Source organism: Streptomyces sp. NPDC032198, assembly GCF_040636975.1.
GTDB lineage: Bacteria > Actinomycetota > Actinomycetes > Streptomycetales > Streptomycetaceae > Streptomyces.
On record NZ_JBEZVL010000001.1, the window covers coordinates 754466 to 766422 of the forward strand.

Annotated in this window: 11 protein-coding genes; 3 read left to right on the forward strand and 8 right to left on the reverse strand. The window is 67.8% G+C overall.

Features of this window, described 5'->3' with window-relative positions:
- Positions 1–31: 31 nt before the first annotated feature.
- The gene (locus tag AB0E78_RS03575) at positions 32–1246 is read right to left on the reverse strand and encodes an HpcH/HpaI aldolase/citrate lyase family protein (protein ID WP_361827674.1); all 1215 of its coding nucleotides are present in this window, start codon (positions 1244–1246) and stop codon (positions 32–34) included.
- A 181-nt stretch (positions 1247–1427) separates the two neighbouring features.
- Between AB0E78_RS03575 and AB0E78_RS03580 the strand changes: the two genes are divergently transcribed.
- Positions 1428–2345, forward strand: a complete 918-nt coding sequence (locus AB0E78_RS03580) for a TerD family protein (RefSeq protein WP_361827677.1) — start codon at positions 1428–1430, stop codon at positions 2343–2345.
- 173 nt (positions 2346–2518) lie between these two features.
- Here AB0E78_RS03580 and AB0E78_RS03585 read toward each other — a convergent pair whose 3' ends face one another.
- The 6 genes from AB0E78_RS03585 to AB0E78_RS03610 form a co-directional block, all read right to left on the reverse strand.
- Positions 2519–3262, reverse strand: coding sequence for a Tellurium resistance (locus AB0E78_RS03585; protein WP_361827680.1), 744 nt, complete (start codon positions 3260–3262; stop codon positions 2519–2521).
- 211 nt (positions 3263–3473) lie between these two features.
- Entirely contained in the window at positions 3474–4622 is a 1149-nt protein-coding gene (locus tag AB0E78_RS03590) for a DUF475 domain-containing protein (RefSeq protein WP_361827683.1), read from the reverse strand.
- A 64-nt stretch (positions 4623–4686) separates the two neighbouring features.
- Positions 4687–5262, reverse strand: a complete 576-nt coding sequence (locus AB0E78_RS03595) for a TerD family protein (protein ID WP_361827686.1) — start codon at positions 5260–5262, stop codon at positions 4687–4689.
- Between the two features lie 148 nt (positions 5263–5410).
- Positions 5411–5986, reverse strand: coding sequence for a TerD family protein (locus AB0E78_RS03600; RefSeq protein ID WP_361827689.1), 576 nt, complete (start codon positions 5984–5986; stop codon positions 5411–5413).
- A gap of 139 nt (positions 5987–6125) precedes the next feature.
- Positions 6126–6593: a peroxiredoxin gene (locus AB0E78_RS03605; RefSeq protein WP_361827691.1), complete on the reverse strand. Its 468-nt coding sequence runs from the start codon at positions 6591–6593 to the stop codon at positions 6126–6128.
- Between the two features lie 210 nt (positions 6594–6803).
- Positions 6804–7241 carry a DUF3052 domain-containing protein gene (locus AB0E78_RS03610; protein WP_361827694.1) on the reverse strand — a complete coding sequence of 146 codons (438 nt, stop codon included), beginning with the start codon at positions 7239–7241 and terminating at the stop codon, positions 6804–6806.
- Positions 7242–7654: 413 nt separating this feature from the next.
- Here AB0E78_RS03610 and aceE point away from each other — a divergent pair, with 413 nt between their 5' ends.
- Both aceE and AB0E78_RS03620 read left to right on the forward strand, forming a co-directional pair.
- Positions 7655–10387, forward strand: a complete 2733-nt coding sequence (gene aceE, locus AB0E78_RS03615; protein ID WP_361827697.1) for a pyruvate dehydrogenase (acetyl-transferring), homodimeric type — start codon at positions 7655–7657, stop codon at positions 10385–10387.
- Between the two features lie 187 nt (positions 10388–10574).
- The gene (locus AB0E78_RS03620) at positions 10575–11447 is read left to right on the forward strand and encodes a potassium channel family protein (RefSeq protein WP_361827700.1); all 873 of its coding nucleotides are present in this window, start codon (positions 10575–10577) and stop codon (positions 11445–11447) included.
- Here the strand turns inward: AB0E78_RS03620 and AB0E78_RS03625 are convergent.
- The gene (locus AB0E78_RS03625; protein ID WP_361828518.1) at positions 11428–11856 is read right to left on the reverse strand and encodes a peptidase inhibitor family I36 protein; all 429 of its coding nucleotides are present in this window, start codon (positions 11854–11856) and stop codon (positions 11428–11430) included. The genes AB0E78_RS03620 and AB0E78_RS03625 overlap by 20 nt on opposite strands.
- Positions 11857–11957: the final 101 nt, after the last annotated feature.

Consider the following 11957-nt stretch of genomic DNA (forward strand, 5'->3'; position numbering starts at 1 on the left):
GGGCGGCCGGAGTCCGGCCCAGCGGTGGTGGTCAGCCGGAGAGCCCGGCGGTGAGCAGCTCCACGAAGCCGATGTCCTCGCGCGCGACGCCGAAGACCTCGGCGCGCTGGAGGGTCCGCTCGGCCCAGGCGCGGTGCGGCTTCACTTCGTTCATCTTGTTCGTGTACGTCGAGCGCATGACCCCTCCGCCGTCCCGCTCCGGGCGCAGGATGTCCTCGGCGTCGCTGAACTCCTCGTGGCTGACGACCGAGAGCGCGTGCACGGGCAGCACGTGCGAGGGGTGGATGCAGGTCTTGCCGAGCAGGCCGTTGGCCCGGTCGAGCTCGATCTCGCGCAGCAGCCCGTCGATGTCGTGCTCGATGAGCGCCTGCCGCAGCTCCTCGGCCCGGCCCTCCAGGAAGGGGCTCCGGCGCAGCTGCGGCTTGAACATCCTCTCCTGGACACGGAAGTACTCCCACACGGGTCCGGTCACGGTGAAACCCGTGCCGTCGGCCCTGCCGAGGTGATTGACCACGTCGGCGATGACCGAGGCCACGATGTGGACGTCGTACGCCGTCATGTGCGGGGGTCTGCGCAGTCCGTACGCCGAGCAGAAGTCGGTGACGCCGAGCCGCAGCGCCAGCACCCGCTCGCGGTACTTGTCGACGGTGCGGGCGATCCCGGCGAGGGTGTCCGAGCGGCTCTCCAGGTGCAGCAGCTCGGGCGATTCGAGGACCGGCATCGCGAAGAGCCGACGGCCGCTGACGGCTTCCGCCGCGGCGAGCGACTCCAGGAAGGCGACGCCGCGCTCCTCGGTGAACTTCGGCAGCACGAATCCGGACAGCAGCCGGATGGATGGGCCGAGGCGGTCCACCAGGTCGGGTATCTGCTCGGGGGTGCGGACCCGTATGAACAGCAGCGGCGGTTCCACGCCGTCCCGGCCCGCTCCGTCGCCGCCGCCCGCTCCGTCCCGCTGCGTCGCGTCCCGCTCCGCCAGGTCGGCGAACTGCCTGACCAGGTTCTCCTCGGCTTCGACGACCTCCGCGTCGTCGATCGAGTCCTCCAGGCAGAGCACCATCGAGATCACGCCACGCCCAGCCTGCTTCAGGATGTCGTCGGCGAGGCGGGGGCGCGTGGCAGGGCTGTAGAGCGTGGCCCCCAGGGCGGCGGCGAGCAGACGCGGGGAGGAGTCCGCGGTGAAGACGCACGGCTCCCGATGGAAGAGGCGCTGTCGCACCTCTGGGGCGATGTGCCCGAAATGACGCATTATTTCCCCTGTACTCGTCGGCGCGACCCGACGTGATGTGGCCGGTAATAGTACGTAGGGACGGGTGTCAAGGGTTCCCCATGGGCATGAAATTCAAGTAACTCGGCCATGACTGACACACAGGCCACACACCGTCACCCCCGCGTTGTCCCGTCCAAACCCGGGAAGGCAGGATGACCGCATGACGCACGCGATGTTGAAGGGGTCGAACGTCCCGCTCGAAGCCACGGCCGTCCGCGCCGTACTGCGCTGGACCCCCGGGCAGGGCGTCCCGGACGTCGACGCGTCGGCCCTGCTGCTCGGCGCCGACGGCCGCGTGCGCTCCGACGAGGACTTCGTCTTCTACAACCAGCCGCGCCATCCGTCGGGCAAGGTCTGGCGGCTGGGCAAGAAGCGCGTCGCCCAGGGCCTCTCCGAGGGCTCGACCGACACGATCCAGACGGACATGGCAGGCCTGGACCCCGCGGTCAGCCGAGTCCTCCTCGTCGCCTCCGCGGACAACGTCGCCTTCAAGCACGTAACCGCTCTGCGCATCCTGCTGTACGACGCCGGAGCGGGCGAGGCCGAACCGCTCGCCTACTTCGACATCACCCCGCAGACGGGCTCCGAGACGGCCCTGATCTGCGGCGAGCTCTACCGCCGCGGCGACGTCTGGAAGTTCCGCGCCCTGGGAGAGGGATATCTGAACGGCCTGGAGGGTCTCGCCGGCGACTTCGGGATCTCCGTGGACGAGTCCGAGGCGGTGCCCGAGCCGACGACCGAGGCATCGCTCCCGCAGCCGTACCCCCAGCGGCAGGCGCAGCCGCAGCCGATGCCCACACCGGCCACGCAGGCTCAGGCTCCGGCTCCGGCTCCGGCTCCGCAGATTCCGGCTCCGCAGCCCTTCCCCGCCCCGGCCCCGCAGCCCTCGTACGGCTACCCTCCCGCGCCGCCGCGCCACCAGCCCGCCCCGCAGCCGTCCTACGGCTACCCGCAGCACGCGCCCGCGCAGGCGCCGCCGGTGCCGCAGCCCTCGTACGGCTATCCGCAGCCCGTGGCCCCGATGCCCGACCCGAACTTCCGGCTGCCGCCCCAGGGACCGCAGTTCCTCGCACGCTGAGTCCGCGGGGCCTGCGGGTCGGGCGGGGTGCGCGGGGCTCGCGGCGTGCGCGGGGCTCGCGGCGTGCGGGAGGCATGCGGGGTGGACGAGTCGCGCGTGGCGTGCAGGGCGGCTGAGGTGCGTGAGGCGGCTGTCGGGGCCAGGAGGAGGGCGCCCGGAGCCGTCCGGGCGGTTCAGGTGCCGCCCACCTTCGACTTGTAGCCGCGGCCCCACTGCAGCCCCCAGCCGTACAGCCGGTCGAGTTCGGCCTGGAAGCCGTACACGAACTTCACCTCACGGCGCACGATCAGCTCGCCCTTGACGTTCTCCAGCATGAATATCGCGCAGGAGCGGGCCTGCGGCTGGCGCTCGTCCAGGTCGATCTCGATCCGCGGGCCGTTGCTGGGGTAGAGCGTGACCTTGGCGTGCGTGCGGTCGAAGGCCGGCGTCTGGTCGTAGATGTAGGCGAAGAACAGCAGCCGCTTGATCGACTCCCGGTGGTCGAGGTTCACGTAGATCGTCTCGCCCGACGGCGAACCGAACCGGTCGTCGCCGCTCAGCTTCACGTACGGCGGGGCGTTCAGGCTGCCGAAGAAGCTGCCCAGCGGCTGCACGACACCCTTGGCGCCTTCCACCGTCTCGTACATACAGCCGAGGTCGAGGTCCACGTTGACCACGCCCTGGGTGTGCGCCTGCACGACGTCGGGCTGGAACATCCTGAAGGGGTGCCGCAGCAGGCCGCCGCCCTTGGGCTTGCCGATGATGTCGGACGTGCGCATCTGCCAGGAGAGGTTGACCCGGAGGTTGCCTGTGGACGCGCCCTGTTTGTTGAGCGAGACCGTCGGGTGCCGCTTCGTGAGTTCGATGGAGTTGGTCGCCGCGCTACCCGACTCGTAGTCCATCGAGCGCCCACGCCACAAACCGTCCCAGAAGGACATCGCCGCCCCCAAAAAAGTACCGGAGCCCCTTGGGCCCCTTACGAATGCCACGGGGCGGCCAGGAGGACTCGTCCTCGATGGCCGCCCCGTTCAGAAGCGTTCCTCACTCTTCCCCGCGTCACACTCCGGGGACGCGTCCGACCCTGGGCCGGACGTCACGTCAGCCCCTGGGCCGGACATCACGTCAGCCCCTGGGGCGGACGTCAGACGGTCAGACGCCGGAAGGGACCTCAGTCTTCTCGTCCGAACCCGAGCCCTTTCCCTCGGCTGCCGCCAGTTTCTTGTTGCGGCGGACCGAGGAGAAGAAGGACCAGGCGATCAGGATGACGCCGGCGGAGCCGGTGATCACCTCGTGGATCTCGTACTGGATCGTGACGAGCAGGATCACGGCGAGGGCGCCGATCGCGTAGTGCGCGCCGTGCTCGAGGTAGACGTAGTCGTCGAGGGTGCCCTGGCGGACCAGGTAGACCGTGAGCGAACGGACGTACATCGCGCCGATGCCCAGACCGAGCGCCATCAGGACGATGTCGTTCGTGACGGCGAAGGCACCGATGACGCCGTCGAAGGAGAACGACGCGTCCAGGACCTCGAGGTACAGGAACATGAAGAAGGCGGCCTTGCCGGCCAGGACGACGGCAGGAACCTTCTTGCCGCTCTTCTTGGCCTCTTCCTCCTGCTCGTGCTCGCGCTCCTCCTCTTCCTCGAGTTTGTTCTCGAAGAAGCCCGAGAGACCGCCCACCACGAGATACGTGATGAGTCCGGCGATCCCGGAGATGAGCACGGTCTGCGCCTTGTCCACATGCGCGCCACCGTGCTGGTGGGCGTGGGTGGCGAAGGTCATCGCGGTGATCATGAGCACGACGAGTGCGATGCAGACCGACAGCATGTCGACCTTGCCGAGCTTGGCCAGCGGGCGCTCAAGCCAGCCGAGCCACTTGATGTCACGGTCCTCGAAAATGAAGTCAAGGAAGATCATCAACAGGAACATGCCACCGAACGCGGCGATCGACGGGTGAGCGTCGGTCACCAGCTGCTGGTACTTGTCCTTGTCGTCGAGCGCCAGACGCACAGCCTCGATCGGGCCGATCTTGGCGCTGATGGCCACGATCGCGACGGGGAACACGAGCCGCATGCCGAAGACGGCGATCAGCACACCGACGGTGAGGAAGATCTTCTGCCAGAAGGCACTCATCTTCTTCAAGATCCCGGCGTTGACCACCGCGTTGTCGAAGGACAGCGAGATCTCGAGGATCGACAGGATCGCCACGATCCCGAAACCTGTCCACCCCCCGTAGAACACCGCCGCGGCCAGGCCGACCGCGGTAACCGCGAACGACCAGCCGAAGGTTTTCAGAAGCACTGGCTACCCAATCGTGTGTGTACGGGCTCCCGTTTAGCGGTCTCCCCCGCGCCGGTCCCCGGCTTTACGAAACATTGACCCCGAAGTCTAGAGCGATGCCCCGCAGTCCTGACGCGTACCCCTGCCCAACGGCACGGAACTTCCACTCACCGCCATAGCGGTACACCTCACCGAAGATCATCGCGGTCTCCGTGGAGGCGTCCTCGGAGAGGTCGTACCGAGCGAGCTCCTGCTGGTCCGCTTGGTTGACCACCCGGATGAAAGCGTTGCTGACCTGGCCGAATGTCTGGCCGCGGTTGTCCGCGTCATGGATCGAGACAGGGAAGACGATCTTGTCGCAGTTGGCGGGAACCTTGGAGAGGTCGATCAGGAGCGACTCGTCGTCCCCCTCGCCCTCACCCGTGAGGTTGTCGCCGGTGTGTTCGACGGAGCCGTCCGGGCTCTTGAGGTTGTTGTAGAAGACGAACCACTCATCGCCGATGACCCGGCCCGAGTTGCACATCAGCGCACTGGCATCGAGGTCGAAGGGGGCTCCGGTGGTGGAGCGCGCGTCCCAGCCGAGGCCGACCAGGACCTGTGTGAGGTTCGGTGCGGCCTTGGAGAGGGAGACATTGCCTCCCTTGGCGAGCGTGACGCCCATGATGTGGTCCTCCCCGTGGTTCGAGAGCAAGAGTTCCCCGGTCCCCCATGGTTCGGGAGCACTGCCCGGGAGCAAGAGTTTTGAGCACGTCCGGCGCCGCACTCGTGGTGTGCGGCGCCGGACGACAAGGCGGAGGGCGTTACTCGGCTCAGACGTTGACGCCGAAGTCCTGCGCGATGCCGCGCAGGCCCGAGGCATAGCCCTGGCCGACGGCGCGGAACTTCCACTCCGCCCCGTTGCGGTACAGCTCACCGAAGACCATCGCCGTCTCCGTCGAGGCGTCCTCGGAGAGGTCGTACCGTGCGATCTCCGCGCCGCCCGCCTGGTTCACGACGCGGATGAACGCGTTGCGGACCTGGCCGAACGACTGCTGGCGGGTCTCGGCGTCGTAGATCGAGACCGGGAAAACGATCTTGTCCACGTCGGCCGGAACGGCTGCCAGGTCGACCTTGATCGCCTCGTCGTCGCCCTCGCCCTCACCGGTGGTGTTGTCACCGGTGTGCTCGACGGAGCCGTCCGGGCTCTTCAGGTTGTTGAAGAACACGAAGTTTCCGTCGCTGCTGACCTTGCCCTCGGCGTTGGTCAGAATGGCGCTCGCGTCGAGGTCGAAGTCCGTACCGGTGGTGGTACGGACATCCCAGCCCAGGCCGACCAGAACCGCGGTCAGGCCGGGCGCCTCCTTGCTCAGCGATACGTTGCCGCCCTTGCTGAGGCTGACTCCCACAGGTCCTCCCAATTGATGTCCAGGGGCGGGGAGCCCCAGTCGTGCTTTGCCATCGGATCAACGAGTGGATCCTAGTGACCGGTTCCCGGCCGCCACAGGCTCTGCACCTGAAGAATCACAGGGTGTCACCCCTGAGGAATCACAGGGTGCCGAGCGCCTTGACGTACTCGTTGAGGTCGCGGGCGTCCGGCAGGCCGTTGACGACAGTCCAGCGCACCACGCCCTCCTTGTCGATGATGAAGGTGCCACGCACCGCGCAGCCCTTGTCCTCATCGAAGACCCCATACGCGCGCGACGCCTCGCCGTGCGGCCAGAAATCGGAGAGCAGCGGGTACTCCAGGCCCTCCTGTTCGGCGAAGACGCGCAGGGTGTGCATGGAGTCGTTCGAGACCGCGAGCAGCTGGGTGTCGTCGTTCACGAACTTCGGCAGTTCGTCGCGCAGCGCACAGAGCTCGCCCGTGCACACACCGGTGAACGCGAACGGATAGAAGAGCAGCACCACGTTCTTCTCGCCGCGGAAGTCCGACAGCTTCACGGTCCGGCCGTGGTTGTCCTTCAGCTCGAAGTCCGGGGCCTTGGTGCCGGTCGCGATTCCAGCGAGCGCCATGAGTTCGCATCCCTTCGATGGGGCTGTTCGGGTGATGCCCACCCTACGCAACGGGCGTTTCGCCCGATCACCCCGCAGGGCGGACACTTTCCTCGCCGCTCCCCTGCCGCTCCTTGCGGCCCGCGCACACGCGTGAGCCCCCACCGGCATGCACCGGTGGGGGCTCACAGCGATTGGCTCAGTCGACTTCCTGCTGCCTGAGCGGCAGCTTCACCGCTTCTTGGCTGCCGCCTTCGGCGTGACCAGACGGCTGCCCGTCCAGTCCTTGCCCGCGTTGATGCTCTTGGTCTGAGCGAGGCCGGCCGTCGTGGCTGCTTCGTTGATGTCGCTCGGCTCGACATAGCCGTCACGGCCTGTCTTGGGCGTCATCAGCCAGAGGTCGCCACCCTCTTCGATCAGCTGGGTGGCGTCCACCAGCGCATCCGTCAGGTCGCCGTCGTCCTCGCGGAACCACAGCACTACGGCGTCAGCAGTGTCGTCGTAGTCCTCGTCGACGAGCTCGCTGCCGATCACCCCTTCAATGGCCTCGCGGAGCTCCTGATCGACATCGTCGTCGTAGCCGATCTCCTGGACCACCTGCTCGGGCTGGAATCCCAGCCTCGCGGCAGGGTTGGTCCGCTCCTCCGCGTGGTCCGCGGTCGCGCTCACGGCTTGCCTCCTGATCATGTTTTCGGGAATGCCTTCATCCACGCGCGTGCGCGGGACATTGGCGGTAGTCCACACGGGCGGACCGGATCGCGCAAGTACCCGGCCGTCAAGACCGCTGAAACGGTGACGTTCCCGGCCGTGTCGACGCAACTCAAGGCCCACCTGCCAGATCCTTCTCCGCTCGCACGTCGCTCGTACGACACCGCTCGGAACTGAGGTCCGAACGGCCTTACGAACCGGCTAGGCAGGATGGGCGTATCGTTGCGATTTGGTCGAGCCTACCCCAGGGCCGCCGGGCGGACCCCTCGGTTACCTCTCAGTAGAGATGACGATTCCGCCTACGCGGTACACGATGGGGAACGTCTCACAGCCAGGCAGAACCCAGGCGAAAGCCCCAACAGCGAAGGAACAGCGTGGCTTCCGGATCCGATCGCAACCCGATCATCATTGGCGGCCTGCCGAGTCAGGTCCCGGACTTCGATCCCGAAGAGACCCAGGAGTGGCTCGACTCCCTCGATGCCGCGGTCGACGAACGCGGCCGCGAGCGGGCCCGCTACCTGATGCTCCGGCTCATCGAACGCGCGCGCGAAAAGCGCGTCGCCGTGCCCGAGATGCGCAGCACGGACTACGTCAACACGATCGCCACCAAGGACGAGCCGTTCTTCCCCGGCAACGAGGAGATCGAACGCAAGGTCCTGAACGCGACCCGCTGGAACGCCGCGGTGATGGTGTCGCGTGCCCAGCGCCCCGGCATCGGGGTCGGCGGCCACATCGCCACCTTCGCCTCGTCGGCCTCGCTCTACGACGTGGGCTTCAACCACTTCTTCCGCGGCAAGGACGAGGGCGACGGCGGCGACCAGATCTTCTTCCAGGGGCACGCGTCCCCCGGCATCTACGCCCGCGCGTTCCTCCTCGACCGACTCTCCGAGCAGCAGCTCGACGCGTTCCGCCAGGAGAAGTCGAAGGCCCCGAACGGGCTTTCGTCCTACCCGCACCCGCGTCTGATGCCGGACTTCTGGGAGTTCCCGACCGTCTCGATGGGCCTCGGCCCGCTCGGTGCGATCTTCCAGGCGCGGATGAACCGCTACATGGAGGCGCGCGGCATCGCCGACACCTCCAAGTCGCACGTCTGGGCCTACCTCGGCGACGGCGAGATGGACGAGCCCGAGTCGCTCGGCCAGCTCTCCATCGCCGCCCGCGAGGGCCTGGACAACCTGACCTTCGTCGTCAACTGCAACCTCCAGCGCCTCGACGGCCCGGTGCGCGGCAACGGCAAGATCATCCAGGAGCTCGAGTCGCAGTTCCGCGGCGCCGGCTGGAACGTCATCAAGCTGGTCTGGGACCGCAGTTGGGACCCGCTGCTCGCCCAGGACCGCGACGGCGTCCTGGTCAACCGGCTCAACACCACCCCCGACGGCCAGTTCCAGACGTACGCGACCGAGACCGGCTCGTACATCCGTGAACACTTCTTCGGTGACGACCACCGCCTGCGCGCCATGGTCGAGAACATGACCGACGAGCAGATCCTGCACCTGGGCCGCGGCGGTCACGACCACAAGAAGGTCTACGCGGCCTACGCGGCGGCCAAGGCCCACAAGGGCCAGCCGACCGTCATCCTGGCGCAGACGGTCAAGGGCTGGACGCTCGGCCCGAACTTCGAGGGCCGCAACGCCACGCACCAGATGAAGAAGCTGACGGCCGACGACCTCAAGGGCTTCCGCGACCGCCTGCACATCCCGATCACGGACAAGGAGCTGGAGGGCGGCGCCCCGCCGTACTACCACCCGGGCCGCGACTCGGAAGAGATCCAGTACATGCACGACCGCCGCCAGGGCCTCGGCGGTTACGTCCCGACCCGCGTCGTCCGCTCGAAGCCCCTCCAGCTCCCCGAGGACAAGACGTACGCGACCGCGAAGAAGGGCTCGGGTCAGCAGTCGATCGCCACCACCATGGCGTTCGTCCGCATCCTGAAGGACCTCATGCGGGACAAGGAGATCGGCAAGCGCTTCGTGCTGATCGCCCCTGACGAGTACCGCACCTTCGGCATGGACGCCTTCTTCCCGAGCGCGAAGATCTACAACCCGCTCGGCCAGCAGTACGAGGCCGTCGACCGCGAGCTGCTCCTCGCCTACAAGGAGTCCCCGACCGGTCAGATGCTGCACGACGGCATCTCGGAAGCCGGCTGCACGGCCTCGCTGATCGCCGCGGGCTCGGCCTACGCCACCCACGGCGAACCGCTGATCCCCGTGTACGTCTTCTACTCGATGTTCGGTTTCCAGCGCACCGGCGACCAGTTCTGGCAGATGGCCGACCAGCTGGCCCGTGGCTTCGTCCTGGGCGCCACCGCCGGCCGCACGACACTGACCGGCGAGGGCCTCCAGCACGCGGACGGCCACTCGCAGCTGCTCGCCTCGACCAACCCGGGCTGCGTCGCCTACGACCCCGCCTTCGGTTACGAGATCGCGCACATCGTCAAGGACGGCCTGCGCCGGATGTACGGCCCCGACAGCGAGGACGTCTTCTACTACCTCACCGTCTACAACGAGCCGGTCCAGCACCCGGCCGAGCCCGCCGATGTGGACGTCGAGGGCATCCTCAAGGGCATCTACCGCTACAAGGCGGGCGAGCAGGGCGCCATCCCGGCGCAGATCCTCGCCTCCGGCGTCGCGGTGCCGTGGGCGGTCGAGGCCCAGCAGATCCTCGCTTCGGAGTGGAACGTCAAGGCGGACGTCTGGTCGGCGACCTCCTGGAACGAACTGCGCCGCGAGGCGGTCGACGTGGAGCGCCACAACTTCCTGCACCCCGAGGAAGAGCAGCGCACCCCGTACGTGACGCAGAAGCTGTCCGGCGCCGAGGGCCCGTTCGTGGCCGTCTCCGACTGGATGCGGAGCGTCCCCGACCAGATCTCCCGCTGGGTCCCCGGCACGTACCAGTCCCTAGGCGCCGACGGCTTCGGCTTCGCGGATACCCGCGGTGCGGCTCGCCGCTTCTTCCACATCGACGCGCAGTCGATCGTGGTCGGCGTGCTCACCGAGCTGGCCCGCGAGGGCAAGCTCGACCGCTCCGTACTGAAGCAGGCCATCGACCGCTACCAGCTGCTGGACGTCACGGCGGCCGACCCGGGCGCCGCTGGGGGCGACGCCTAGGCCCTGATGCCCAGGGCCTGGTCCCTGGGCCTGGTCCCTGGGCCTTGTGGCAACCGCCGTGCGGCGCTGGTCGCCGCGCGGCAGCCGGTCGCCGTGCGGTATGCGCGGCGCCAATAGCACGTAGGTCGTCCGGAGGGCGGTGGGGCGGTGGCTCCCGCCGCCCTCCGGCGTTTCCTACGATGCGCGCATGGAAGCGCCCGTAAAGCACCCACCGGCACAGCTCCGTTGGGAGCGACGCACCCAAGGCCCGCTCCTCGTGCTCGCGGTGGCCTTCGCCGTCGCCTATGCCGTGCCCATCGTGGCGCCCGACGCGAGCGAGGGCGTCGGAACCAGTTGCACGGTGGTGGAGTGGATCGTCTGGGCTTCGTTCGCCGCCGACTATCTCGTACGTCTCTACCTCACCGACCACCGCAAGCAGTTCGTCCGCTCGCACTGGCTGGACCTCTGTGCTGTCCTCCTCCCGATGTTGCAGCCGCTGCGGTTGCTGCGGCTGGTCTCGACTCTGATGCTGGTCGGGCGCCGGGCGCGGATGGCGTCTCAGATTCAGCTGACGACGTATGTCGCCGGGGCTGTCGTGGGCCTCCTCATGTTCGGTTCGCTGGCCGTCCTTTCGGTGGAGCGGGAGTCACCGAACGGCAATATCAAGACTCTTGGCGACGCGGTGTGGTGGTCCTTCACCACGATGACCACCGTCGGCTACGGCGATCACGCGCCGACGACCGGGCTCGGCCGCGTACTCGCGGTCGGCCTGATGCTGTCGGGCATCGCGCTCCTGGGTGTGGTCACCGCCAATATCGCGGCCTGGTTCATCGCGCGCTTCGACCGGGACGATGTCGAGGAGCGGCGCCAGACAGCGGCGATCGAGGCGCTGACGACGGAGGTGCGAGCGCTGCGGGAACAGGTGAGGGCGCTGTCGACCGGGGTGCCTCAGTCGGCGTCGGTGGACGTTCAGCGGCCGGCGCCGGTGGACGTTGCGCACCCGGCATCGGGGGAGGTTCCGCGTCCGGCGCCGGACGCGGATGCTCCTCAGGCGCCTCCGGTCAGCTCTCCCAGACCTTGAACGCCCGTACGCGATAGGGCGATTCGGGTACCCAGGTGCCACCCCCTGGATAGGTGTCGAACTCACCGGTCTCGGCGCACTCCACGGATTGATACGTGGTGACCGGCCGGCCCGTGCGGTTGGCGAGGGCTTGAGCGCTGCCCCCCTCCGGCAGCGCTACACAGCTCTCGATGTCGATCTCGGACAGCTCATACGTCCGTCGGGCGCCTTTGAACTTCACCTTTCCCCATAGGCAGAGCTCCCCCGGCCCGCAGGCGGCGAGCGTGGGTGGCGCGGCGGCTCCGGCGTATTTCGCGGGTGTCGCGAGATCGGCGTGTGTGGCGGGTGCCGCGGCACCGGCCTGTGCGGGGGCAAGGATCACCGTGGCGAGTGCGGCGACGGCGAAGGTCGTGGGCGTGGTCGTACGCATCTGCTTCAACTCCCGTGTCGTTTGGATCACTTGCCAGAACTGTGACCCACTCGCTAGCTCCGTCGGAAGGGGTACGGATGTGCGTCACCCAGATAGGCGAA